Here is a 23,978-nt window from a genome sequence, read left to right as displayed (position 1 = left end):
TGCCCTACGAGGGCTGCCTGATCGGTAAAACGAAAACGCCGGGCGGTGCCCGGCGTTTTGCATGGTGCGGCGTTGTTCAGGCTGCGCTGGCGTCGTCCTTGAGCGAGGCCATGTCGATCACGAAGCGGTACTTCACGTCGCTCTTGAGCATGCGCTCGTAGGCCTGGTTGATTCCCTGGATCGGGATCATTTCGATGTCGGAGACGATGCCGTGCGCGGCACAGAAGTCGAGCATCTCCTGGGTCTCGGCAATGCCACCAATCAGCGAGCCGGCCAGGCGGCGGCGCTTGAAGATCAGGCTGAACACTTCCGGCGACGGGTGCGGCGAGTCAGGCGCGCCGACCAGGGTCATGGTTGCGTCACGCTTGAGCAGGCCGAGGAACGCGTCGAGGTTGTGCGGTGCGGCCACGGTGTTGAGGATGAAGTCGAAGCTGTTGGCGTGGGCGGCCATCTCGTCCGGGTTCTTCGACACCACCACTTCGGCGGCGCCCAGGCGCAGGGCATCTTCGCGCTTGTTGGGCGAGGTGGTGAACAGCACCACGTGAGCGCCCATCGCCGCGGCGATTTTCACGCCCATGTGGCCGAGGCCGCCGAGGCCGACCACGCCCACCTTGTGCCCCGGCTGCACGTTCCACTGGCGCAGCGGCGAGTAGGTGGTGATGCCGGCGCAGAGCAGCGGGGCGACGGCGGCGAAGTTGCCGGTGTGGCTGATGCGCAGGACGAACTTCTGGTCCACCACGACGTTGTCGGAGTAGCCGCCGAAGGTGTTCTCGCCGCCGAATACCGGACCGTTGTAAGTGCCGGTGAAGCCGCTCTCGCAGTACTGCTCGAGGCCTTCGGCGCAGGACGGGCAGGACTGGCAGCTGTCGACCATGCAGCCGACGCCGGCGATGTCACCGACCTTGAAGGCGCTGACGTTGCTGCCGACCGCGCGGACCTTGCCGACGATCTCGTGACCGGGCACCGACGGGTAGAGGGTGTTGTTCCACTCGTTGCGTGCGGTGTGCAGGTCGGAATGGCATACGCCGCAGAAGAGGATGTCGATCTGCACGTCATTGGCGCCGACGGCGCGGCGCTGGAACTGGAACGGCGCCAGGGGCGTGCCGGGATTCTGTGCTGCATAGCCAAGGGTTTTCATGAACAACTCCTGTGGGCACAAGGAACGGGGCGCCGCCGTACGGTTACGGGCGGGCCATGGGAAAGGTGTCGGACAAGCCTAGTACAGGCATCGCCGTGGGCATTTGCCTAATCCTGTCGTGGGCGTGTCGATTCCTCTTGAAATGCTCCGCTAGCAGGGGCGCAAGCACGGTCGGGCAACACCCAGCCGGGCGCTGGCCAATAAAAAAGGGATGCCGAGGCATCCCTTTTCAGTGCTGCGAGGCATCAGGCCGCGTGGGTCTTTTCCTCGGCCTGGCTCAGGGCGCGGTTGAGTGCGCTGAACAGAGCGCGGAAGGTCGCAGTGGTCAGATTCTCGTCGATGCCGATGCCGTGCAGCGGGCGTCCGCCGTTGACGCGGATCTCGATGTACGCCGCGGCCTGGGCGTTGGTGCCCGAACTGATGGCGTGCTCGTGGTAGTCCATGATTTCGACATTGATCGGCAGGGCGGCGACCAGCGCCTCCAGTGGGCCCTTGCCGGTGCCGTGCTTGCGGCGCAGCTCGCCGTCAACGCTGACGTCGATGTCGACGTTGCAGATGCCGTTTTCTTCCTGCAGGCGGTGGCTTTTCAGCGCATACGGGCTGTTGGCCTTGAGGTATTCATTGTCGAGCAGTTGGTAGATCTGCTCGGCGGTCATCTCCAGGCCCAGGCGATCGGTTTCCTTCTGCACCACCTGGCTGAACTCGATCTGCATGCGGCGTGGCAGGCTGATGCCGTACTCCTGCTCGAGGAGGAAGGTGATGCCGCCCTTGCCGGACTGGCTGTTGACGCGAATCACCGCCTCGTAGTCGCGGCCGATGTCGGCCGGGTCGATCGGCAGGTACGGGACTTCCCAGATGCCGTTCGGATCCTGCTGGGCGAAGCCCTTGCGGATCGCATCCTGGTGCGAGCCGGAGAACGCGGTGTGCACCAGGTCGCCGACGTAGGGATGACGCGGGTGCACCGGCAGCTGGTTGCACTCCTCGACCACCTTGCGCACGGTGTCGATGTCGGAGAAGTCCAGTTGCGGGTCGACGCCCTGGGTGTAGAGGTTCAGCGCCACGGTGACCAGGCAGACGTTGCCGGTGCGCTCGCCGTTGCCGAACAGGCAGCCTTCCACGCGGTCGGCACCGGCCATCAGGCCCAGCTCGGTGGCGGCCACGCCGGTGCCGCGGTCGTTGTGGGTGTGCAGGCTGAGCAGCACGCTGTCACGACGGTCGACATGGCGGCCGAACCATTCGATCTGGTCGGCGTAGTTGTTCGGTGTGGCGCCTTCGATGGTCGCCGGCAGGTTGAGGATCAGCTTCTGCGCCGGGGTCGGCTGGAACACGCCGATCACCGCGTTGCACACCTCGACGGCGAAATCGATCTCGGTGGAGCTGAACACTTCTGGCGAGTACTCGAAGCCCCACTGGGTTTCCGGCTGCGCGGCGGCCAGGCGCTTGACGATCTTCGCCGCTTCCACGGCGATCTCGGTGACGCCGGCCTTGTCCTGGTTGAAGACGATGCGGCGGAAGCTCGGTGCGGTGGCGTTGTAGTAGTGGACGATGGCTTTCTTGGCGCCCTTGAGCGACTCGAAGGTGCGGGTGATCAGGTCTTCACGGGCCTGGGTCAGTACCTGGATGGTCACGTCGTCAGGGATGTGGCCGCCTTCGATCAGCTCGCGGACGAAGTCGAAATCGGTTTGCGAGGCGGACGGGAAGCCCACTTCGATTTCCTTCAGGCCCACGGCGAGCAGGCACTTGAAGAAGCGCATCTTCTTCTCGGCGTCCATCGGCTCGATCAGCGACTGGTTGCCGTCGCGCAGGTCGGTGGACAGCCAGATCGGCGCCTTGTCGATGATCTGATCCGGCCAGGTGCGGTCCGGAATGTTGATCGGGGTGAACGGGCGGTACTTGGACGACGGGTCTTTGAGCATGGTCATGGTGCGAATCCTGGGTGGCGGCAGGCCGGGTAAGCGAGAAAGGGAGTGGCGAGCAGGCGAAACGCTTTAGCTACGCAGTCGTGGGCTGACCAGGCGTAGGCAGGCGTGCTGGCGTAGCAGAATGAGGGTGTGGGCGTTGTTCATGGAGTCAACCCTAACCAGTGAGGCTAAAGCTGGCAAGCATGTCGATGAATTTGGTGAAAATCCCCTTTTCTATTTGCTTGCTGAATTTTTATTGCGTGTTTTGTCTGTTTATTGGCTCCTGCTTGCGCGGCTTTTTGCCGCGCGCACAAGGCCCTGCTGCTCACGGTGTGTGCAACTGCGGGCGCAACTCGCGCATGTCGGCGCCGCTCGGATGCTGGAACACGCGCAGGCCGAATTCCGGCAGGATCGCCAGCAGGTGATCGAAGATGTCCGACTGATAGCCTTCGTACGCCACCCAGGCCACGGTATTGGTGAAGCAGTAGACCTCCAGTGGCAGGCCATCGGCGGTGGGCTGTAGCTGGCGCACGAGCTGGGTCATGTTCTGGTTGATGCCCGGATGCTGACGCAGGTAGTGCTCTATGTAAGCGCGGAACGTGCCGAGGTTGGTGACCCTACGGGTATTGGCCGGCTCCTGGGCGGCTTCGGCCAGTTCGGTGTTCCAGCTCAGCAGCTCGCTCTGTTTGTTGGTCAGGTACTGACCGAGCAGCAGGAAGCGCTGCAGGTGGGCGATTTCGTCCGGGCTGAGAAAGCGCACGCTGGTCTGATCCAGGTACAGGCTGCGCTTGATCCGGCGCCCGCCGGATTCCTGCATGCCGCGCCAGTTCTTGAACGGGTCGCTGATGAAACGCTTGGTCGGGATGGTGGTGATGGTCTTGTCGAAGTTCTGCACCTTGACGGTGTGCAGGGCGATGTCGATCACGTCGCCGTCGGCGTTGAGTTGCGGCATTTCCACCCAGTCGCCGACGCGGATGATATCGCTGGAGGAAATCTGCACGCTGGCCACCAGCGACAGCAGAGTGTCCTGGAAAATCAGCATCAGCACGGCGGCCATCGCGCCGAGACCGGAGAGCAGGATCAGGGGCGAACGGTCGATCAATGCCGCGACCATGAGAATGGCCGCAATCGCATAGATGACGATGGTGACGACCTGGATGTAGCCCTTGATCGGCTTCATATGGGCGTCGGGGCGACGCTGGTAGAGCGCGTTGATCAGGTTCAGCACGCCGCCGATGGCCAGGGCGATGGTCAGAATGATGAAGGCGCTGCAGACGTTCTCCACCACGGTGACCAAGGCCGCTGGCAGGTGCGGCACCACCTTGATGCCGCTGGTGAGAATCAGCGCCGGCACGATGTTGGCCAGGCGTGCGACCACATGGGAGTCGGCCAGCGCCTTGTCCTGGCCCATGGCGGTGGATTTGAGCGCCCGATACAGGCCGCGAACGAGGATGCGCTTGACGATCCAGTTGGCGATCCAGGCACCGAGCAGCAGCAGGCTCAGGCCGAGTAGGGTGTGGAGTTCCGGATGGCGTTCGATCCAGTCGAGTGCGGTGGTGTAATAGCTGTTCATCGGCATCCTGGTTGGCGGCTCCGGCAAAAAACGAGGCGTCACCTTAACAAACGAGGTGTTTCAGGTCGGCGTCGGTCTTTTGCCAAATGCGTCGCAGGTCTAGTTGGCGTAAGCGTACTCGCCGCCTTTTTCCAGAGCCCGGCGGTAGGCCGGACGCTTATGGATACGCTCGAGAAATGCCTTGAGCCGAGGTCTGCTGGCGTCGAGCCCGCCACGGGACGTAGCGGCCTCCAGGGGGAAGCTCAGCTGGATGTCGGCGACGCTGAAGTCCTCGCCCGCGAACCAGCTGCTCTTGCCCAGTTCCCCCTCGAGGTAGTCCAGGTGCAGGTTCAACTGCGGGGTGATCAGAGCCTTCTTGACCTTCTGCGCGATGCCGCGGGCAATCGGTTTGACGAAGAAGGGCATCGGGCTGGATTCGACCTTGTCGAGCACCAGCTTCAGTAGCAGCGGCGGCATGGCCGAGCCTTCTGCGTAGTGCAGCCAGTAGTTGCAGCGCAGCCGTTCGGGCGTGCCGGCGGGCGATAGCAGGTCTGTATCGTAGCGATTGGCGAGGTAGTCGATGATGGCGCCGGATTCGGCCAGGGTCAGGTCGCCGTCGGTAACCACCGGTGACTTGCCCAGTGGGTGTACGGCACGCAACTCTGCCGGGGCGAGCATGGTCTTGGGGTCGCGCTCGTAGCGCTTGATCTGGTACTCCACCCCCAGTTCTTCGAGCAGCCAAAGGATGCGCTGCGAGCGTGAGTTGTTCAGATGGTGAACGGTGATCATCATGGCTCCTTGTCGGGTGCGGATGCCGATGACCGTGCCCATCAGGTCGGAGGGCGATCAGCGGATAGCTGCCACTTTACATGCGAACGTCAGCTGATGCGGGGTAGGGGCGCCACTACTACTCGAGTCACTATAGGGTTTCGTCGCTCCTCGAGCCGTCAGGCCGTAGGCGGTCAGCACAGCGCAATACCCGATCCGACTGGTGTTGAAAGCGGGCCGTGCATGTGGCCTGAATTGTTTCTGCCGAGTGGAGGTACCCATGAAGTCCATCCTGGTGCTGTGTGCGCTGCTGACGCTGGGTGGCTGTGCCTCCAGCGAGCATGTGCATGACGAACAGCTGCCATTGGAGCATCGCCTGGCCAAGCTGGGGCTGAGCCAAGGTGAGTTGCAGACGTCGATCAGCCGCTACGAAATCGACGACTGGGAGTACCTGGACAAGCGCCATATCCTGCTCGGTCTGGCGCCAGGGCGGCGCTATCTGCTCGAGTTCACCCGTGACTGCGATCGCCTCGACTTCAGCAGCACCATCGGCTACAGCTCGACCATCGGTCAGTTGACTCACCTCGACCATGTAACGGTGTTCGACGGTATGGGCGAGATGCCGCAGATCTGCCAGATCGACAAGCTCTACAGGCTGGAGCGGGTGGAAAAGCCGGCGCCCTGATCGGCAACTCACTGGTCGTATTCAGCGCGGCCCTGGGCTTTCCCATGGGCTGGTAATTACGCAGCAATGCCCCGTCGGTAGTGTGGCGAGTTGCTGCTGGATGGCCTGCCGTGTGATGATTAATAGCAATTCTCATTTGCTCTAAAGATCTTGATGCCCGCGGGACGCCACCCAGCGGCGTGGTGACTGCCTGTGAGCTCATCTGCCTATGTCTCCCCTCCATCGCTGGAGACCCTGTATTGCGACCACCACGGCTGGTTGCAGGCGTGGTTGCGTCGACACCTGGGGCACGCCTGCGATGCTGCCGACCTGGCCCAGGACACCTTCCTGCGGCTGATCGGCGGGGCCAGCCCGCCGCGCTTCGCCAGCATGGGCGAGGCCCGCGGCTACCTGCGCACCATCGCGAGAAATCTGTGCATCAACCTGTGGCGGCGTCAGGAAATCGAGCGCGCCTGGCTCGATACCCTGGCGGCACTGCCGGAAGACCAGTACCCCTCTGCCGAGCGACAGGCTGCGGTGCTGCAAGCCCTGGAGGAAATCAGTGGCATGCTGCAGACGCTGTCGGCCAAGGCCGCGCGGGGTTTCATCCTCGCGGTGGTGTGCGAGATGACCGACGATGAGGTCGGCGCAGAGCTGGGAGTCTCCGGGCGCATGGTGCGCAAGTACGTGGCCCAGGCCATGCTCGCGTGCCTGACCCTGCGTGCCAGCGCGACGGTTGCTGCGTTGCGCCAGGAGCCGCTCGGCTGATGCAGAGCCGTAGCTACGAGCAGGCCTTGCCGTCGCACGCTGTGCTGGAGCAGGCGGCTTACTGGTACGCCACCCTGCGTGATGGCCAGGCCAGCGCCCAGCAGTACGCTCGCTGGCAGGCCTGGCTGGGTGCGGATCTGTTGCACGAGCAGGCCTGGCGTTATGTCGAAGGCATCAGTCAAGATTTCGAACCGCTGCTTGGTCGAGCCGATACGCGCCTGGCGGCGGATGCGCTGGAAATTGCCGCTGGGCGTATGCACTCGCGGCGTCGCCTGCTGAGCGGGATGGCGGTTATCACCACTGGCAGCCTGTGCGGTTGGCTGGGCTGGCGCGAAGCGCTGCTGCCGTCGAGCCTGATGGCATTGGGCGCGGATTACCGCACCGCCACGGGTGAGCTGCGCGAAATGACCCTGGCCGATGGTTCCCGCACCTGGCTCAACACCGCCAGCGCCATCGACCTTGCCTTCAGCGCCCATGCACGCGTCGTCACGCTGCTGCGTGGCGAGGTGTTCATCGCCACCGCCAAGGGCGCGCGCCCCTTCTATGTCGAGACCGAGCACGGGCGCCTGCAGGCCCTGGGCACTCGTTTCAACGTGCGCCGCGACGGCGAGCGCACCTGGCTGGCTGTCTATGAAGGCGCCGTGGAAATCCGCACCGCCAGCGGGGAAACCCGTGTGGTTGGCGCTGGCCAGCAGGCCCCGTTCAGCGCCGAGCGTATCGGCGACAGCCTGGCCGCCGACGCGGCGCGTGAAGCCTGGACCCAGGGCACGCTGCTGGCTGACAACATCTCCCTGCGCGAGGTGGTACAGGAGCTGCGCCGCTATCGCCTGGGCCATCTTGGCGTGGCCGATGAAGTGGCCGACCTGCGGGTGTACGGCAACTTCCCCATCCAGGATTCCGAGCGTGTGCTGCGCATGCTGGCGTCGGCGTTGCCGATTCGTATCGAGCAGCCCATGCCCTGGTGGGCGAGCATTGAAGCTAGGCGTTGAGCCAGGCCAGAAAAAACTCAGAAAAAGGTTCCGGGTTTCGCCTGCTCGCTGGTTTATCCAGTGAGAAGACATGAAACATCGCCGAATCGGCGCTCTGAGCGGCCACATGGCATCGCCTGTTGAGGGTCTTCACTCATCAACCCTTGCTCCCCGAGAGGAATGCTATCCATGCCCCACCGCTGCCACCAGCGCGCTGCCCGTCCGGGTACCGCCACACACGTCTTTGCCCTGCGCCCACTGACCCTGGCGCTTCACCTGGCATTACTGGGCAGTGTTGTGAGCCTGGCGAGCTGGTCGCCGCTCGCTGCAGCGGAAGGCAGTGTCGCGGCTACCGCCGAGCGTAGCTACGACATTCCTGCGGGCCCGCTCGCCAGCGCGCTCACGCGCTTTTCCCGTGAGGCAGGCGTGTACCTGGTCGGCGCCGGTAGCCTGGCCGAGGGGGTGACCAGTCCAGGTTTGAGGGGTAGCTACTCGGTGACGGACGGCTTGGCCGCGTTGCTTGCCGGCACGGGCCTGGTGGCGGTGCAGCAGGCAGGTGGCAGCTACGGGCTGCAGATGGCGCAAGCCGAAGAGGCGTTTCGTCTGGCGCCCATCCTGGTCAACAATCAAGCGACAGCGGAAGACTCCTCCGGCTCGGTGGTGGCTCAGGAATTGTGGGTCGGTGGCAAGGTGGCAACCAGCATCCTCAACACGCCGGCGTCGGTTTCCGTGGTGACCCAGAAGGAAGTCGAGCAGCGTAGCGCCAGTACTACCGAGGAAATTCTGCAGTACACCCCGGGCGTGATCACCGACTACTACGGCACCGACGACCGCAACGACTACTTCCAGATTCGCGGCTTCCAGGCCACCACCTACCGTGACGGCCTGACCCTGGGCTCGATGCGCGGTGTGCGCGAGGAACCCTTCGCCTACGAGAGTATCGAGGTTCTGCGTGGCGCCAACTCCACGCTGTTCGGCCCGGCCGACCCAGGTGGTTCGGTTAACTTCGTGACCAAGCAGCCGCGCTTCAGCAAGTTCGGCCAGGTCTATGCGACCTATGGCTCCTTCGACCACATGGAGACCGGTCTGGATACCGGCGATGCGAACGAAGAGCAGACCCTGGCCTACCGCTTCACCGGCAAGTTCCAGGACAGCGATCGCGAGTACGACCACTCCCAGGACGACAACAACTTCGTCATGGGCGGCCTGACCTGGGCGCCGACGGCCTATACCTCGGCCACGCTGGTGGTGGATCACCTGCGCCAGGACAACACGCCCAACAGTGGCGGTTACCCGATGGATCGTGAGTACGACCGCGACGAGTTCTTCGGCGAGCCGAGCTACAACTTCCACGATGTCGAGCGCACCAACGTCAGCGCCAACTTCAGCCATGACTTCGACAACGGCTTCACCCTGCGCAGCAACATGCGCCACAGCGACCTGAGCGACGAGTACGGTTACGCCTATATCAGCGACTCTGCTGGGCATGTCGGAACCGTAGTTGATCGTGGTTACCTGGGTGTTGACAGCGAAGCCGAGCAGTTCAATGGCAACGTGATGCTGCAGTACGACGCGCGCTTCGAAAATATCGACAGCAGCAGCATCGTTGGCGTGGAGTATCTCGATGCCTCTGCCGAGAATGTCTCTGTATATGGCCTCTCTTCACTTGGCGATATCGGGCCAATCAACACCGCCAACCCGGTATATAGCGGTGTTTCGTCTCCCAAGGTCTATCAAGACAAGGATCAGGACAGCACCATCAAGTCCGTCTTCCTGCAGCAGAACCTGTCGTTCTATGAGCGCTTCATCGTCACGGCCGGTGTGCGCAATGACTCCATGGACGTCTCTGAAGATGACCACCTGGCCGGACGCAAGACCTCGGACAGCTTCTCGGAAAACTCTTTCCGCGGCGCGTTGACCTACATCGTCAGCGACGAGGTTTCCACCTACGTCAGCATGGTGGAGTCCGTTTCCCCGCCTGAGGTCGGTGTTACTCCGGAGCGCGGCACCCAGTACGAAGTGGGCGTGAAGTATTCGCCGCTGGAGATGAACGCACTGTTCTCGGCGGCCATCTACGAGCTGACCCAGGAAGATGTCGCCACCGCGGTCGCACAGTCGAACGGACTTATCGATCAGCAAACCGTTGGCGAGCAGCGCGTGCGCGGCCTCGACCTGGAGGCCAAGGCCGAGCTGACCGAAAACCTCAGTCTGGTCGGCGGCTACTCCTACATGGATACCGAGGTGCTGCGCGGTGCGCTGCAGTCATGGTCTCCGACGAAGTTGGCGTATGAAGCTGTATCGATCAAGGGTAACGAGATGGTCTCGGCGCCCAAGCATTCGGCCTCGCTGTGGAGCTATTACAGCGTGCCGGGCACCGACGTCAGCGTCGGCCTGGGCGCCCGCTATGTCGGCGCCTACTACTTCGGTGACTTCAACAACACCGGCAAGAGCGATGCCACCACGCTGTTCGACGCCGCGTTCAACTACCAGATCGTCAAGGGCACTGACCTGGCCGTCAACGTCAGCAACCTGTTCGACGAGCAGCATGTGGTCGGTCGTGGTAGCGCGAACTACTACAACCCAGGCCGCGAGATCACGGCCAAGGTGAGCTACAACTGGTAAGCCTGCGGCGCGCTGCCCTCGGGTAGTGCGTGATGCCGTGAAATGAAAAGACCGCCTGGGGCAACCCGGCGGTCTTTTTTATTGGGGCTCTGCGGGTGGATGCTTCAGGGTTTGAACGCGCCGATGAAGATCGCCGGGTCGACCCGCGCATCGTTGAGGCTGACGTTCCAGTGCATGTGCGGGCCGGTGGCGCGGCCGGTGGCGCCGACGCGCCCGACCAGGCCGCCGCGCGGTAGCTCCTGGCCCAGCTGCACATCGATCTTGGACATATGACAGAACATGCTGATCAGGCCCTGGCCGTGGTCGACGAACACCGTCTTGCCATTGAAGAAGTAATCGCCGATCAGGATTACCTTGCCGGCCGCCGGGGCCTTGATCGGCGTGCCGGCACCGACGGCAAAATCCAGCCCGGAGTGTGGGTTGCGTTCCTCGCCATTGAAGAAGCGGCGCAGGCCGAAGGCGCTGGAGAGCGGGCCATCTACCGGCTTGTCGAACAGCAGGTTGCTCGGCTGGCGGGCGCTGAACTGCTGGTAGGCCCTGGTCTGTTCGGCCAGCTCGCGCTCGATGCGCTTGAGGTTCGCGGCGTCCGGGTTGACCTGCTGGGTGTTCTTCAGGGTGATGCGTTGTTCGCGGTACTGCTTGCTGCCGACAGTGAACGGCACGGCGCGCCCGTCGACCTGCGCCTCGCTGGTACCAGGCTTGACCGTCAGCGGGATGCCGACGATGGCGATCCACTGCTTGCCGTCCTCACGGACCACCAGCACCGGCTTGTTCTGGTAGCGCACCTGCGGCGCGCTGGCCGCGTCACCCAGCTGCAGCACGGCGACGCCGCCGGGCACCGGCTTGTGCAGCAGGCGGCTGATGAAGCCGTCGGCAAGGGCGGAGGCGGGCAGGGTGAGGCACAACAGGAGGGTGACAAGCAGGCGCATGAAGGAAGCGTTCCGTGTGTAGGTCAGTCGAGCAGCGACAGGGTCACCGGCGTCAGGTGGTTGTCTTCCACGCGTACTTCCAGTTCGCCCTCGCCCAGGCGCGCCTTGAGGCGCTGGCCAGGGTGGGTCTGTGCAGCGCTGCGGATCGGCTTGCCGCGCTCGTCGAGGAGGATGCTGTAGCCGCGGCCGAGGGTGGCCAGCGGGCTGACGATCTGCAGGGTCTGCGCCAGACTGGCAAGGGCCTGGCGGCGCTGGCGCAGCAATTGTTGCGTGGCGCGTGGCAAACGTTCGGCGAGGCTGTCGAGGCGCTGGCGCAGCAGGGCCAGCTGGCGACCCGGATGTTGCCCGGCCAGGCGGCCGTCGAGGCGCGCCAGGCGTTCCTGGCGGCGGCTCAGGCTCTGTTCGAGGGCGCGACGCAGGCGCATGTCCAGGTCGTCGAGGCGTTGCGCCTGTTGGCGCAGGCGTTCGCCGGGGTGACGCAGGCGGCGGCTGATGCCGTCGAGGCGCAGGCGTTCATGGGCCAGACGGCCCTGCATGCGCAACAGCAGGCGGCGTTTGAGGTTGTCCAGGCGATGACGCAGGTCGCTGCTGTCCGGGGCCAGCAGTTCGGCGGCGGCGGAGGGTGTCGGCGCGCGCACGTCGGCGACGAAATCGCTGATCGACACGTCGGTTTCATGGCCGACGGCGCTGACGATCGGTGTGACGCAGGCATCCACGGTGCGGGCCACGGCTTCTTCATTGAAGCACCAGAGGTCTTCCAGCGAGCCGCCGCCACGTGCCAGGATCAGCGCATCGAAGCCCTGGGCGTCGGCCAGCTGTAAGGCGCGAACGATCTGCGCGGTGGCGTCGCGGCCCTGTACGGCGGTGGGGATCAGAGTCAACGCCACCTGTGGTGCGCGGCGGCGGAACACGCTGATGATGTCGCGAATCACCGCCCCGGTCGGCGAGCTGACGATGCCGATGCGTTGCGGGTGCCTGGGCAGGGCTACCTTGCGCTCGGCGCTGAACAGGCCCTCGCCAGCGAGTTTCTCTTTCAGCGCGTCGAAGGCCAGGCGCAGGGCGCCATCACCGGCGGGCTCGACGCTGTCGACGATCAGCTGGTAGTCACCGCGCCCCTCGAACAGCGAGACCTTGCCACGCACCTTGACCGCCAGCCCGTCGCGCAGGGCCTGGCGCACGCGGGCGGCGTTCTGCCGGAACAGCGCGCAACGCACCTGGGCGTTCTGGTCCTTGAGGGTGAAGTACATGTGGCCGGAGGCGGGCTTGGCCAGGTTGGAGATTTCGCCCTCGACCCAGACCTGGGCGAACACGTCTTCCAGCAACGTCCGCGCACGGGTGTTGAGCTGGCTGACGCTGAGGACGTCGCGGTCGAGACCGAGGCGCTGGAAGGGATCGTTGAGCATGGCCGGCATGATACGGGCATTGCGCGGGCGGGTTCCAGGCGCGTGGGGCAATCGCCGGACGACCGACCTTGACGACCCGGCCATGGCGATTAAGCTGCGCGCCTCTTTGCCAGCGTGATTTGCCATGAGCGACCAGCAGACCATCATCGTCCCGCAGATTTCCCGCGTGCCCGGGCACGAAGGCAAGGCCCAGGCGCTGCTGCGCTGGCTGATCAAGCGCGACATCGTCGAGGCGCTGCCGACCACCTGCGGTCGGGGCGGCCGCGGCATGGCCTATGCGATTGCCCCCGGTGCCCGCGCGGTGGTCGAGCGGCCAGAACGGTTGCCCTATGGTCGGCCGCTCAATGGCCTGGAAGTGGTGACCAAGCGTTGCATCTATACGCCCAGCGACGAGTACCACGAGGCGGGCTGCGCCGAGTGCCGGCGAGAAGTCGGCGAGGCGCTGTTCGACAGCCTGGAAGAGTGGATGCCCGGTGACACCGACAACTTCACCTGTCCGGAATGCGGCCATGAAGACGATATCAATGGCTTCCTGTTCCTGCAGCCGTGCGGCTTCTCCGACCTCGGTTTCATCTTCAACAACTGGGGCGCGGCGACCTTCCGTCAGGCTTTTCTTGAGGAATTCGCCGAGCGCCTGGGCTACCCGTTGTCGCTGGTACAGGTGCGCGGCTGAGCGAGGTGGGCTGGATGCGGCAATTTCGTGTCTTGCCGATTGATTCTTTGCATTGAGTGAAGGGGGGCTGCTGGGTATAATGCCGCGCTTCTTATTTTCCCGCTCGGGAGCCCCGCCATGCTGCGTATCAGCCAAGAAGCCCTGACGTTCGACGACGTCCTCCTGATCCCCGGATATTCCGAAGTTCTGCCCAAGGACGTGAGTCTCAAGACTCGCCTGACCCGTGGCATCGAGCTGAATATCCCGCTGCTGTCCGCCGCCATGGACACCGTCACCGAAGCGCGCCTGGCCATCGCCATGGCCCAGGAAGGCGGCATCGGCATCATCCACAAGAACATGACCATCGAGCAGCAGGCGACTGAAGTGCGCAAGGTCAAGAAGTTCGAAGCCGGCGTGGTCAAGGATCCGATCACCATCGAGGCCGACGCCACCGTGCGCGACCTGTTCGAGCTGACCCGCCAGCACAACATCTCCGGTGTGCCGGTGCTGAGCAACGGCGACCTGGTGGGTATCGTCACGTCCCGCGACGTGCGTTTCGAGAATCGCCTGGATGCCCTGGTGCGCGAAGTGATGACGCCGAAAGAGCGCCTGGTCACCGTCAAGGAAGGCGCCACCAAGGAAGCCGTCCGCGATCTGTTGCACAAGCACCGCATCGAGAAAGTCCTGATCGTCGACGACGCCTTCACCCTCAAGGGCATGATGACCGTCAAGGACATCGAGAAAGCCAAGGCCTACCCGCTGGCCAGCAAGGACGACCAGGGTCGTCTGCGCGTTGGCGCCGCCGTCGGCACCGGTGCCGACACCGGTGACCGGGTTGGCGCACTGGTCGCCGCCGGCGTCGACGTGATCATCGTCGATACCGCCCACGGCCACTCCAAGGGCGTGATCGACCGCGTACGCTGGGTCAAGCAGACCTTCCCGGAAGTCCAGGTGATCGGCGGCAACATCGCCACCGGTGACGCCGCCAAGGCGCTGGTCGAAGCCGGTGCCGACGGCGTCAAGGTCGGTATCGGCCCAGGCTCGATCTGCACCACCCGTATCGTTGCCGGTGTCGGCGTGCCGCAAATTTCCGCTGTGGCCAACGTCGCCGCCGCATTGGCCGGCACCGGTGTGCCGCTGATCGCCGACGGTGGCATCCGTTTCTCCGGTGACCTGTCCAAGGCCATCGTCGCCGGCGCTTCCGCCGTGATGATCGGCTCGATGCTGGCCGGCACCGAAGAAGCCCCGGGCGAAGTCGAACTGTTCCAGGGTCGTTCCTACAAGGCCTACCGCGGCATGGGCTCGCTGGGCGCCATGGCGCAGGCGCAAGGCTCGTCCGACCGTTACTTCCAGGACTCCTCGGCCGGCGCCGAGAAGCTGGTGCCGGAAGGTATCGAAGGCCGCGTGCCGTACAAGGGCGCGATGAGCGCCATTGTCCACCAGCTGATGGGCGGCCTGCGTGCCTCCATGGGCTACACCGGCTGCGCCACCGTCGAGGAAATGCGCACCAAGCCGGAGTTCGTGCGCATCACCGGCGCCGGCATGGCTGAGTCGCACGTACACGATGTGCAGATCACCAAGGAAGCCCCGAACTATCGCGTGGGCTGAAAAATTGGTGTGCCGCTGCTGCACTCGTGACGCGGCAAATCGATTTTTGAAGTTTGATAAGACACAGGGCTGCTATCAGCCCTTTGTCATTTGTGAATTCCGCTACGAGAGACGGCCATGGCTCACCCTGACATTCACGCCCACCGCATCCTGATTCTGGACTTCGGTTCGCAGTACACCCAGCTGATCGCCCGCCGCGTGCGCGAAATCGGTGTGTACTGCGAGATCCACCCGTTCGACATGGAGAATGACGCCATCCGCGCCTACGCGCCGAAGGGCATCATCCTGGCCGGCGGCCCGGAGTCCGTGCACGAGGCCAACAGCCCGCGCGCGCCGCAGGCGGTGTTCGACCTGAATGTACCGATCTTCGGCATCTGCTACGGCATGCAGACCATGTCCGAGCAGCTCGGTGGTCGTGTTCAAGGCTCGGACCTGCGTGAGTTCGGTTACGCCCGTGTCGACGTGGTCGGCAAGAGCCGCCTGCTCGACGGCATCGAAGATCACATGGATGATGACGGCGTGTTCGGCCTCGACGTGTGGATGAGCCACGGCGACAAGGTCACCGAGATCCCGGCCGGCTTCCACATCCTCGCCAGTACCCCGAGCTGCCCGATCGCCGCCATGGCCGACGACACCCGCGGCTACTACGGCGTGCAGTTCCACCCGGAAGTAACCCACACCAAGCAGGGCGGGCGCATCCTCTCGCGTTTCATCCTCGACATCTGTGGCTGCGAAGCCCTGTGGACCGCGGCCAACATCGTCGAAGACGCCATCGCAACCGTGCGTGCCCAGGTTGGCACCTCCAAGGTGCTGCTCGGTCTGTCCGGCGGTGTCGACTCCTCGGTGGTCGCGGCATTGCTGCACAAGGCCATCGGCGAGCAGCTGACCTGCGTGTTCGTCGACAACGGCCTGCTGCGCCTGCACGAAGGTGACCAGGTGATGGCGATGTTCGCCGAGAACATGGGCGTCAAGGTGATCCGTGCCAACGCCGAAGAGCTGTTCCTCGGTCGCCTGGCCGGCGTCAGCGACCCGGAGCAGAAGCGCAAGATCATCGGCGGCAGCTTCATCGAAGTGTTCGATCAGGAAGCCACCAAGCTGCAGGACGTGAAGTTCCTCGCCCAGGGCACCATCTACCCGGACGTGATCGAGTCGGCTGGCGCCAAGACCGGCAAGGCCCACGTGATCAAGTCGCACCACAACGTCGGCGGCCTGCCGGAAGACATGCAGTTCAAGCTGGTCGAGCCGCTGCGCGAACTGTTCAAGGACGAAGTGCGCAAGATCGGCCTGGAGCTGGGCCTGCCGTACGACATGGTCTACCGCCACCCGTTCCCGGGTCCGGGCCTGGGCGTGCGCATCCTCGGCGAAGTGAAGAAGGAGTACGCCGACATCCTGCGTCGTGCCGACCACATCTTCATCGAAGAGCTGCGCAACTTCGACTGGTACCACAAGACCAGCCAGGCCTTCGTGGTGTTCCAGCCGGTGAAGTCGGTCGGCGTGGTCGGTGACGGTCGTCGCTACGCCTGGGTCGTCGCCCTGCGCGCCGTGGAAACCATCGACTTCATGACCGCACGCTGGGCACACCTGCCCTACGAGCTGCTGGAGAAGGTTTCCAACCGCATCATCAACGAGATCGAAGGCATCTCCCGCGTCACCTACGACGTGTCGAGCAAGCCGCCTGCCACCATCGAGTGGGAATAACCGCAGCGTCTGCGTCGCGGTAAACCGAAGCGTGGTGCGCCTGGCGCCCACGCTTTTTTACTGCCCGGGATTTTTCTCTGCAGCCACCGCCAGTGCTGGGCTCGAGCGCTGTATCGCGGTTGCTGGCGACGCTTTGTCGCGTTCGAGGTCGTCTGCTTTTTGAGAATGAAGCTCAATTGGCCCGTATAATCGTTTCAGAGTATTTCCTATAACGAGAGGAGTGGCTGATGACGGCACGTCTTGTAACGGGTCTGCTGCGCACCTGCGCAGTCGGGGTTCTGTCGGGTCTGATGAGTACGGCAGCCTTTGCCGGTGATGTGGTGCTGACCCTGTACAACGGCCAGCACGATGCGACCGGCCGCGCCGTGGCCAAGGCCTTCACCGAGCAGACCGGGATCAAGGTGCTGATCCGCAAGGGCGGTGGTGGCCAGTTGGCCAACCAGATTGCCGAAGAGGGCGAACGCTCACCTGCGGACATCATCTACACCGAGGAGGCGCCGCCGCTGATCAAGCTCGGCCAGCAGGGCCTGCTGGCGCCGGTCGACCCGGCCACGCTGAGCCAGGTCGATGCGCAGTTCTCCGACGCCGCCGGCAACTGGCTGGGCATTACCTCGCGTGTGCGCATCCTTGCCTACAACCCGGAGCTGGTCAGCGCCGAAGAACTGCCCAAAAGCGTGCTGGATGTCGCCAGCCCGGAGTGGAGCGGCAAGATCGCCTTCGTGCCCAGCAGCGGCGAATTCCTCGGCCAGGTCGCGGCGGTGATCCGTCTGCACGGGCGCGAGGCGGCGGAAGAGTGGTTGACCGGGCTCAAGGCCTTCGGCGCCACCTACACCAATAACGTCATCGCCATGAAGGCGGTGGAGAACGGTGAAGTCGGCGCGGCGCTGATCAACAGCTACTACTGGATGGCGCTGAAGAAGGAGAAGGGCGAGCTCAACTCCAAGCTGCACTACTTCGCCGACGGCGATGCCGGCGGCCTGGCCAGCGTGTCCGGGGCGGCGGTGGTGAAAACCAGCAAGCACCCCAAGGAAGCCCAGCAGTTCCTTGCCTTCATGGTCAGCGAAGCGGGGCAGAAGGCGATCCTCAGCGAGTCCGCCGAGTATCCGGTGAACAAGGCCGTGTCGGCCGATCCGCTGCTCAAGCCCTATGATCAGTTGCGCCCGCCGAAGCTCACCGCCTCGGAGATCGGCCTGGCCGAAGACGCGCTGGATCTGGAACGCGAAGTCGGTCTGAACTGAGCATGCAGCCGGAAGCCCTCGAACCCACGCTGGTCGCGCCACCGGTACGTACCTCGGCCTGGCCGCGCAAGTCGCCGCCGTTCTGGTTGCAGGTGCCGGTGCTGGTGCTGGTGATCGTCGCCGCGCTGCCGCTGTTCTATGTCGCGGTACGCACCTGGGAGTCCGGCTGGCACACCGCCTGGCAACTGCTCTGGCGGCCGTTCGTTTTCGGTCTGCTGGCCAACACCATGAAGCTGATGGTGCTGGTGACCGTTGGCTGCGCGCTGATCGGCCTGGCGCTGGCCTGGTGCATCGAGCGTAGCGACCTGCGCTGGCGCCGGCAGTGGAACGTGCTGCTGTGTCTGCCGTTCGCCATCCCGGCGTTCGTCAGCGGCTTCACCTGGATTTCCATCAGCCCGCTGTTCGAGGGGCTCGGAGGGACGGTGCTGGTGATGGTGCTGTCGAAGTACCCGCTGGTGTACCTGCCGCTGGCGGCGACCCTGCGCAACCTCGATCCGGCTCTGGAAGAGTCGGCACGCATGCTCGGCTACACCCGCGGGCAGATCTTCTGGCGCGTGACCCTGCCGCTGCTGCGCCCGACGCTGCTAGGCACCAGCCTGCTGGTGGCGGTGCACATGCTGGTGGAGTTCGGTGCGCCGTCGATCATGCGCTACCAGACCTTCACCACGGCGATCTATCAGCAGTTCGAACTGGAGTTCAGCAGCACCAACGCGGCCATGCTTTCGGCGCTGCTGCTGTCGCTGTGCTCGGTGATGCTGTGGCTGGAGTTCATCCTGCGCGGACGCGGCTATGCGCGCACCGGCCAGGGCGTGGCGCGGCGCTCGACGCCAGTGACGTTGCGTGCATGGCAGGCACCGATCCAGCTGTTGCTGGTGGCCCTGGTGGTGATCGGTTGTGGCACGCCGCTGACCATGCTGGGCTTCTGGATCTATCAGGGCAGCTCGGCAAGCTTCCCGCTGATGGAGGTGATGGAGGCGCTCGGTTCGTCGTTCTCGCTGTCGTTCGGCGGCGCACTGCTGAGCTGCCTGGCTGCGCTGCCGATCGGCATCCTGGTGGTGCGCTACCAGGGCCATCTGGCGCGCCTGGCCGAGCGCCTGCCGTACCTGCTGCATGCGTTGCCGGGGCTGGTCATCGCGCTGTCGCTGGTGTTTTTTGCCCTCGGCTACATGCCGGCGCTGTACCAGACCAGCACGCTGCTGCTGGTGGCCTACGCGCTGCTGTTCATGCCGCTGGCGCAGTCGCCGATCCGCGTGGCGCTGGAGAAGGCGTCACCGCAGTTGGAAGAGGCGGCGCGGACCCTGGGCTGCGCGCCGTTCGTGGCGTTTCTCAAGGTGACCCTGCCGATCATCTTTCCGGCCATCGGCGCCGGCTTCGTGCTGGTGTTCCTCGACTGCATGAAAGAACTCACCGCCACGCTGATCCTCGGCCCCACCGGGCTGGAGACCCTGGCCACGGCGGTGTGGTCGCACACGGCAAACCTCGAGTACGCCGCCGCGGCGCCCTATGCGGCGCTGATCGTGCTGGTGTCCGGCGTGCCGGTGTACCTGCTCACCACGCGGGCCTACATCAGCCGGCGCAGCTGATCCGCCTGTGGCATCTGGTCACTGTTGCGCGGTGTCCCCGGGCGCGGGGGCTGTGCAAGAATGTGCGGCCCCTGTTGCTCACCAACGAGTAGGGGCCGACGCCACCGCCAGAGTGGCGCGTCGCGAAGCCGCACACGCACTCGCGCATGCCTGATGAGCCAGAGCGGTATGTCCTCACAGGAAGCTGAACCCATGACCTTTACCCGCAGACAGATTCTCGCCGGCCTGGCCGGTCTTGGCGTGGTCGGCCTCGGCGCCGGCGGCGCGCGCTACTGGCTGGGCCGTCCGCATAACGCGACGAGCCACGACTACGAACTGATTGCCGCCCCCTTCGACCTCGAGCTGGTGCCCGGCCACGTCACCCCGGCCTGGGGCTATGGCGGCCAGGCGCCCGGCGTGGAATTGCGCTGCCGCCAGGGCGAACGCCTGCGCGTGCGCTTCATCAACAAGCTCGACGTACCGAGCACCATCCACTGGCATGGCATCCGCCTGCCGCTGGACATGGACGGTGTGCCCTATGTCTCGCAACTGCCGGTGCTGCCGGGCGAGTACTTCGACTACGACTTCGTCACTCCGGACGCCGGCAGCTACTGGTACCACCCGCACACCACCAGCGCCGAGCAGCTGGGTCGCGGCCTGGTCGGCCCGCTGATCGTCGAGGAGCGCGAGCCGAGCGGCTTCACCCACGAGCGCACGCTGTGCCTGAAGAGCTGGCATGTCGACGAGCAGGGCGCATTCACCGCCTTCAGCGTGCCGCGCGAGGCGGCGCGCGAGGGCACCCGCGGGCGCCTGTCGAGCATCAACGGCGTGTCGCTGCCGACCCTCGAATTGCCCGCCGGCCAGGTGGTGCGCCTGCGCCTGATCAACGTCGATAACACGGTGACCTATCGCCTCAACCTGCCCAAGGGTGAGGCGCGCATCTACGCCCTGGATGGCAACCCGATCACCCCGCGGCCGCTGGGCAAGGAGTACTGGCTGGGCCCCGGCATGCGCCTGGACCTGGCGCTGAAGGTGCCGACCGCTGGCAGCGAACTGTCGCTGCGCAACGGCCCGCTGCGCCTGGCCACGCTCAAGGGCGTCGCCACCACCGAGCGGCCCGGCGACTGGCCGGCTGAACTGCCGGCCAACCCCTTGCCGGAGCCGGACCTGAGCCGCGCCGAGACCCTGCGCTTCAACTTCGAGTGGGCGGCCGCCCTGGCGTCGCCCGCGGATGAGGCGGCGGGGCGCTACAAGTACTGGCAGATCAACGGCCAGGCCTGGGACATCAACGACAAGACCTGTGCCGATCGTCCGATCGCCAGCCTCAAGCTGGGCGGGCACTACGTCTTCGTGCTGCGCAACATGGCCCAGTATCAGCACCCGATCCACCTGCACGGCATGGCCTTCAAGGTGCTCGACTCGGACCGCAAGGACATCGTGCCGTACTTCACCGACACCTACCTGCTGGGCAAGAACGAAACGGCGCGCATCGCCTTCGTCGCCGATAATCCGGGGGTGTGGATGTTCCATTGTCATGTGATCGACCACATGGAGACCGGCCTCATGGCCGCGATCGAAGTAGTATGAGCGCGGTAACGGCCGAGCCCGGCAAACGGGCGATCAGGACAGCATGAAGAAAACGCAGATCATCGACCGTAGCCAGGACGAACGCTTCATGCGCGAGGCGCTGGCGCTGGCTGCCGAGGGCGCGACCCAGGGCGAGGTGCCGGTGGGTGCGGTGCTGGTGCAGGACGGCGTGGTGATCGGTCGCGGCTTCAATTGCCCGATCACCCGTCACGACCCCAGTGCCCATGCCGAGATGGTCGCCATCCGCGCGGCTGCGGCGGCGCAACAGAACTATCGCCTGCCCGGCAGCACCCTGTACGTCACCCTGGAGCCGTGCAGCATGTGCGCGGGGCTGATCGTGCATTCACGCATCGCGCGCGTGGTGTACGGCACCCAGGAGCCGAAGGCTGGCGTGGTGATCAGCCGTGGGCAGTTCTTCAGCCAGGACTTTCTCAATCACCGCGTGCTGGTCGAGGGCGGGGTGCTGGCGCAGGAGTGCGGTGATCTGCTCAAGACGTTCTTCAAGGCCCGTCGCGAAAACGCAGCCAGCAGCGCCTCCTGAGTCGCACCGATTCGGCTGGCTGATATTCGACTTTGCAGCGGCCGGTGCCAGCCGTTAGGCTGCGCGCTTTGCGGTTAGTCGTGGTGGAGCGTGTCATGAAGCAGGGAATGTTGTTGCTGTTGTTACTGGTCGGCCTGCCCGTGGCGGCGCAGGAGAGCAAGGTCTACCTGTCGGCGACCTTCACCCTGGGTGGTTCTAACATTGCCCAGAGCGTGTTCCTCCACGAGCCGGACATCACCACCCTGGACGCCTGCAACGAAGCCTCGCGCCAGGGGCAGCGTGACCGCGACTGGCTCAAGTATCACCACATCCTGCGCCGCGACAAGATGAAGGGCTTCACCGGTCAGGTGCACTACCGCTGCGTGACCAGCGTGCAGAACCTAGATATGTGGACCGACGGGCCACGCTACCGCAATGCCTACCTGATCGACATCGATGGCGCAGCGCAGATGACCCTTCGCGAGACCGCGAGCCTGGCGGCCTGTACGTCTCAGTTGAACGCGCTGTCGGCGGACAAGCAGGCACAGAGTCACTGCGCCATGAGTAACCAGCGTATTTTGCGCTGAGGCTTGTTGGTCTGCGGCAAACTGGCATTGGTGAGGGGCGAGTGGGATTGCCGCCAATCAAGTCGGCTATCGACGGCCCTCTACAGGGAGAGGGCGCTATCGAGGTGTCGGTGGGCTCTGTGTCTGAGTTCAAGCGTCAGGCAACCCCATCTCCCACGGGAGAGGGCTGGGGTTAGGGCTAGGTTCCGCTAGCGCAAACTGTAAACACGTTCTGCACCTGGGACCTTAGAGCGGCGCGTCTTCCGCCGGCGGCTTGCGTTTGTCGACGCCCGGCACGTGCATGCCGCTCTCGGCCACCTGGTTGCCTTCGAGCTGCGGCTGGGTCACCCAGTTGAGGATGTCGTAGTAGCGGCGGATGTTGCGCACGAAGTGCACGGTCTCGCCGCCGCGGGCGTACCCGTAGCGGGTCTTGCTGTACCACTGTTTCTGCGCCAGGCGCGGCAGCATCTTCTGCACATCCAGCCACTTGTTCGGGTTCAGGCCTTCGGCCTGGGCCAGCTTGCGCGCGTCGCCCAGGTGAGCGATGCCGATGTTGTAGGCGGCGAGGGCGAACCAGGTGCGGTCCGGCTCTTCCAGCTCTTCGGCGAGGCCGCTGTGGATCAGCGCCAGGTACTTGCCGCCGCCCTGGATGCTCTGCCGGGCGTCGAGGCGGTTGGCCACGCCCATGGCCTGGGCGGTGCCCTGGGTGAGCATCATCAGGCCGCGCACGCCGGTCTTGGAGGTGGCGTCCGGCTGCCACAGGGATTCCTGGTAGCCGATGGCCGCGAGCAGGCGCCAGTCGACCTTGTGCTTCTCGGCGGACTGCTTGAAGAACTGTTCGTAGCGCGGCAGGCGCTGCTGCAGGTGCTTGGCGAAGGTGTAGGCACCGACGTAGCCGAGTACGTCGACGTGGCCGTAGTAGCGGTCCTTCAGGCGTTGCAGGCTGCCGTTCTCCTCGACCAGGGCGAGGAAGTGATCGACCTCGGCGCGCAGGCTGTCGTCGGCGCCGGGGGCCATGGCCCAGCCGAGGCTGCGCGCGTCGCCCAGGTCGAAGGCCACGCGCACGTTGGGGAAGTACACCTGGTTCATCGCCAGTTCGTTGGAGTCGACCACGGTCAGGTCGATCTGCCCTTCGTCGACCATGCGCAGCAGGTCGACCACCTCGACCGCCGAGGACTCCTCGTACTGCAGTTGCGGCTGGCTGGCCTTGAGCTGCGCCAGCTGCTCGGCATGGCTGCTGCCCTGCAACACGAGAATGCGCTTGCCGACCAGGTCTTCCGGGCGGCTCGGGCGTGGCTGGCCATTGCGGTAGATGACCTGCGGGGTGACGTCGAGGTAGGGCTGGGAGAACTTCGCCTGGATCTTGCGGCCGTCGCTGGCAACCAGACCGGCGGCGGCCAGGACCGGGCCGTTGGGCTGGTTGAGGCGCTTGAACAGGTCGTCGAGGTTGTCCGCGGTTTCGATCTGCAACTTGACGCCGAGGTTGTCGGCAAAACGCTTGACCAGTTCGTACTCGAAGCCGGTTTCGCCGCTGCGGTCCTGGAAGTAGGTGGCCGGGCTGTTGCGGGTGACCACGCGTAGGACACCCTCCTTCTGCACGCGCTCGAGCGTAGTGGGCTGGGGTTCTTCGCCACTACAGCCTACGAGCAGCAGAAAGATTCCGGCCGCCAGAAACCAGGCGACGGTGCGTATGCGGAACGCAGTGTGCGGAAACATCGGCGCAGTATACGCAAAGGCCGCGGCCCGCCATATCTCGACAGTCGAGGGAGGCTCTGTTAGACGTGCGCCGCCTGCATCCTACGGGTGCCGTCGGCCGGCGCTTTAGGCTAGAATG

The 23,978-nt window shown here is 64.7% G+C and carries 19 protein-coding genes; 12 read left to right on the top strand and 7 right to left on the bottom strand.

Annotated elements, in window-relative coordinates:
* Window positions 1–76: 76 nt before the first annotated feature.
* The 4 genes from IB229_RS04980 to IB229_RS04965 form a co-directional block, all read right to left on the bottom strand.
* Window positions 77–1,138, bottom strand: coding sequence for an NAD(P)-dependent alcohol dehydrogenase (locus IB229_RS04980; protein ID WP_192325557.1), 1,062 nt, complete (start codon window positions 1,136–1,138; stop codon window positions 77–79).
* A 245-nt stretch (window positions 1,139–1,383) separates the two neighbouring features.
* The gene (gene leuA / locus IB229_RS04975) at window positions 1,384–3,060 is read right to left on the bottom strand and encodes a 2-isopropylmalate synthase (RefSeq protein ID WP_192325555.1); all 1,677 of its coding nucleotides are present in this window, start codon (window positions 3,058–3,060) and stop codon (window positions 1,384–1,386) included.
* A 304-nt stretch (window positions 3,061–3,364) separates the two neighbouring features.
* Window positions 3,365–4,612 carry a mechanosensitive ion channel family protein gene (locus tag IB229_RS04970; protein ID WP_192325553.1) on the bottom strand — a complete coding sequence of 416 codons (1,248 nt, stop codon included), beginning with the start codon at window positions 4,610–4,612 and terminating at the stop codon, window positions 3,365–3,367.
* Between the two features lie 99 nt (window positions 4,613–4,711).
* Window positions 4,712–5,380 carry a glutathione S-transferase family protein gene (locus tag IB229_RS04965; protein ID WP_192325551.1) on the bottom strand — a complete coding sequence of 223 codons (669 nt, stop codon included), beginning with the start codon at window positions 5,378–5,380 and terminating at the stop codon, window positions 4,712–4,714.
* A 259-nt stretch (window positions 5,381–5,639) separates the two neighbouring features.
* On the opposite strand from IB229_RS04965, the gene IB229_RS04960 reads away from it, so the two are divergent.
* The 4 genes from IB229_RS04960 to IB229_RS04945 all read left to right on the top strand — a co-directional run bounded on the left by IB229_RS04960 (window position 5,640) and on the right by IB229_RS04945 (window position 10,381).
* Entirely contained in the window at window positions 5,640–6,044 is a 405-nt protein-coding gene (locus IB229_RS04960; protein ID WP_192325549.1) for a DUF6491 family protein, read from the top strand.
* Window positions 6,045–6,236: 192 nt separating this feature from the next.
* Window positions 6,237–6,791 carry a sigma-70 family RNA polymerase sigma factor gene (locus IB229_RS04955; protein ID WP_192325547.1) on the top strand — a complete coding sequence of 185 codons (555 nt, stop codon included), beginning with the start codon at window positions 6,237–6,239 and terminating at the stop codon, window positions 6,789–6,791.
* Window positions 6,791–7,780: a FecR domain-containing protein gene (locus IB229_RS04950; protein WP_192325545.1), complete on the top strand. Its 990-nt coding sequence runs from the start codon at window positions 6,791–6,793 to the stop codon at window positions 7,778–7,780. Before IB229_RS04955 ends, IB229_RS04950 begins: the two co-directional genes overlap by 1 nt.
* 168 nt (window positions 7,781–7,948) lie before the next feature.
* Window positions 7,949–10,381 (top strand): TonB-dependent siderophore receptor, encoded by a 2,433-nt coding sequence (locus IB229_RS04945; RefSeq protein WP_192325543.1) that lies wholly within the window; start codon window positions 7,949–7,951, stop codon window positions 10,379–10,381.
* A 104-nt stretch (window positions 10,382–10,485) separates the two neighbouring features.
* On the opposite strand, the gene IB229_RS04940 is transcribed toward IB229_RS04945, so the two are convergent.
* Both IB229_RS04940 and xseA read right to left on the bottom strand, forming a co-directional pair.
* Window positions 10,486–11,310 (bottom strand): peptidoglycan DD-metalloendopeptidase family protein, encoded by an 825-nt coding sequence (locus IB229_RS04940; protein WP_192325541.1) that lies wholly within the window; start codon window positions 11,308–11,310, stop codon window positions 10,486–10,488.
* 23 nt (window positions 11,311–11,333) lie between these two features.
* Window positions 11,334–12,713 carry an exodeoxyribonuclease VII large subunit gene (xseA, locus tag IB229_RS04935; protein ID WP_192325539.1) on the bottom strand — a complete coding sequence of 460 codons (1,380 nt, stop codon included), beginning with the start codon at window positions 12,711–12,713 and terminating at the stop codon, window positions 11,334–11,336.
* Between the two features lie 124 nt (window positions 12,714–12,837).
* On the opposite strand from xseA, the gene IB229_RS04930 reads away from it, so the two are divergent.
* From IB229_RS04930 to IB229_RS04895, 8 genes are all read left to right on the top strand, one after another.
* Window positions 12,838–13,386, top strand: coding sequence for a sugar ABC transporter ATPase (locus IB229_RS04930; RefSeq protein WP_192325537.1), 549 nt, complete (start codon window positions 12,838–12,840; stop codon window positions 13,384–13,386).
* A 117-nt stretch (window positions 13,387–13,503) separates the two neighbouring features.
* Window positions 13,504–14,973, top strand: a complete 1,470-nt coding sequence (guaB, locus tag IB229_RS04925) for an IMP dehydrogenase (RefSeq protein ID WP_192325535.1) — start codon at window positions 13,504–13,506, stop codon at window positions 14,971–14,973.
* A 117-nt stretch (window positions 14,974–15,090) separates the two neighbouring features.
* The gene (gene guaA, locus IB229_RS04920) at window positions 15,091–16,671 is read left to right on the top strand and encodes a glutamine-hydrolyzing GMP synthase (RefSeq protein WP_192325533.1); all 1,581 of its coding nucleotides are present in this window, start codon (window positions 15,091–15,093) and stop codon (window positions 16,669–16,671) included.
* A 227-nt stretch (window positions 16,672–16,898) separates the two neighbouring features.
* The gene (locus IB229_RS04915; protein WP_192325531.1) at window positions 16,899–17,909 is read left to right on the top strand and encodes an extracellular solute-binding protein; all 1,011 of its coding nucleotides are present in this window, start codon (window positions 16,899–16,901) and stop codon (window positions 17,907–17,909) included.
* A 2-nt stretch (window positions 17,910–17,911) separates the two neighbouring features.
* Window positions 17,912–19,492, top strand: coding sequence for an ABC transporter permease (locus tag IB229_RS04910; RefSeq protein WP_192325529.1), 1,581 nt, complete (start codon window positions 17,912–17,914; stop codon window positions 19,490–19,492).
* A 192-nt stretch (window positions 19,493–19,684) separates the two neighbouring features.
* Window positions 19,685–21,058, top strand: coding sequence for a multicopper oxidase family protein (locus tag IB229_RS04905; RefSeq protein WP_192325527.1), 1,374 nt, complete (start codon window positions 19,685–19,687; stop codon window positions 21,056–21,058).
* 43 nt (window positions 21,059–21,101) lie between these two features.
* Window positions 21,102–21,599 carry a tRNA adenosine(34) deaminase TadA gene (tadA, locus tag IB229_RS04900; protein ID WP_192325525.1) on the top strand — a complete coding sequence of 166 codons (498 nt, stop codon included), beginning with the start codon at window positions 21,102–21,104 and terminating at the stop codon, window positions 21,597–21,599.
* 95 nt (window positions 21,600–21,694) lie between these two features.
* Window positions 21,695–22,165, top strand: a complete 471-nt coding sequence (locus IB229_RS04895; RefSeq protein ID WP_225578912.1) for a hypothetical protein — start codon at window positions 21,695–21,697, stop codon at window positions 22,163–22,165.
* Between the two features lie 225 nt (window positions 22,166–22,390).
* On the opposite strand, the gene mltF is transcribed toward IB229_RS04895, so the two are convergent.
* On the bottom strand, window positions 22,391–23,860 hold the full coding sequence (mltF, locus tag IB229_RS04890; RefSeq protein WP_192325523.1) for a membrane-bound lytic murein transglycosylase MltF: 1,470 nt from the start codon (window positions 23,858–23,860) through the stop codon (window positions 22,391–22,393).
* Window positions 23,861–23,978: the final 118 nt, after the last annotated feature.

Origin of the sequence: Pseudomonas sp. PDM14 (assembly GCF_014851905.1) — a bacterium.
Classification (GTDB): Bacteria; Pseudomonadota; Gammaproteobacteria; order Pseudomonadales; family Pseudomonadaceae; genus Aquipseudomonas.
This window is presented reverse-complemented; position numbering and strand designations above follow the sequence as displayed.

Excerpts from the sequence above, each read along its gene's own strand:
- IB229_RS04965 (WP_192325551.1), bottom strand. The coding sequence starts at position 5,380 with ATGATCACCGTTCACCATCTGAACAACTCACGCTCGCAGCGCATCCTT.
- IB229_RS04905 (WP_192325527.1), top strand. The coding sequence starts at position 19,685 with ATGACCTTTACCCGCAGACAGATTCTCGCCGGCCTGGCCGGTCTTGGC.
- IB229_RS04945 (WP_192325543.1), top strand. The coding sequence starts at position 7,949 with ATGCCCCACCGCTGCCACCAGCGCGCTGCCCGTCCGGGTACCGCCACA.
- IB229_RS04950 (WP_192325545.1), top strand. The coding sequence starts at position 6,791 with ATGCAGAGCCGTAGCTACGAGCAGGCCTTGCCGTCGCACGCTGTGCTG.
- IB229_RS04910 (WP_192325529.1), top strand. The coding sequence starts at position 17,912 with ATGCAGCCGGAAGCCCTCGAACCCACGCTGGTCGCGCCACCGGTACGT.
- IB229_RS04930 (WP_192325537.1), top strand. The coding sequence starts at position 12,838 with ATGAGCGACCAGCAGACCATCATCGTCCCGCAGATTTCCCGCGTGCCC.
- IB229_RS04970 (WP_192325553.1), bottom strand. The coding sequence starts at position 4,612 with ATGAACAGCTATTACACCACCGCACTCGACTGGATCGAACGCCATCCG.
- mltF (WP_192325523.1), bottom strand. The coding sequence starts at position 23,860 with ATGTTTCCGCACACTGCGTTCCGCATACGCACCGTCGCCTGGTTTCTG.
- IB229_RS04895 (WP_225578912.1), top strand. The coding sequence starts at position 21,695 with ATGAAGCAGGGAATGTTGTTGCTGTTGTTACTGGTCGGCCTGCCCGTG.
- guaB (WP_192325535.1), top strand. The coding sequence starts at position 13,504 with ATGCTGCGTATCAGCCAAGAAGCCCTGACGTTCGACGACGTCCTCCTG.
- xseA (WP_192325539.1), bottom strand. The coding sequence starts at position 12,713 with ATGCTCAACGATCCCTTCCAGCGCCTCGGTCTCGACCGCGACGTCCTC.
- IB229_RS04980 (WP_192325557.1), bottom strand. The coding sequence starts at position 1,138 with ATGAAAACCCTTGGCTATGCAGCACAGAATCCCGGCACGCCCCTGGCG.
- tadA (WP_192325525.1), top strand. The coding sequence starts at position 21,102 with ATGAAGAAAACGCAGATCATCGACCGTAGCCAGGACGAACGCTTCATG.
- IB229_RS04915 (WP_192325531.1), top strand. The coding sequence starts at position 16,899 with ATGACGGCACGTCTTGTAACGGGTCTGCTGCGCACCTGCGCAGTCGGG.
- IB229_RS04960 (WP_192325549.1), top strand. The coding sequence starts at position 5,640 with ATGAAGTCCATCCTGGTGCTGTGTGCGCTGCTGACGCTGGGTGGCTGT.
- leuA (WP_192325555.1), bottom strand. The coding sequence starts at position 3,060 with ATGACCATGCTCAAAGACCCGTCGTCCAAGTACCGCCCGTTCACCCCG.
- guaA (WP_192325533.1), top strand. The coding sequence starts at position 15,091 with ATGGCTCACCCTGACATTCACGCCCACCGCATCCTGATTCTGGACTTC.
- IB229_RS04940 (WP_192325541.1), bottom strand. The coding sequence starts at position 11,310 with ATGCGCCTGCTTGTCACCCTCCTGTTGTGCCTCACCCTGCCCGCCTCC.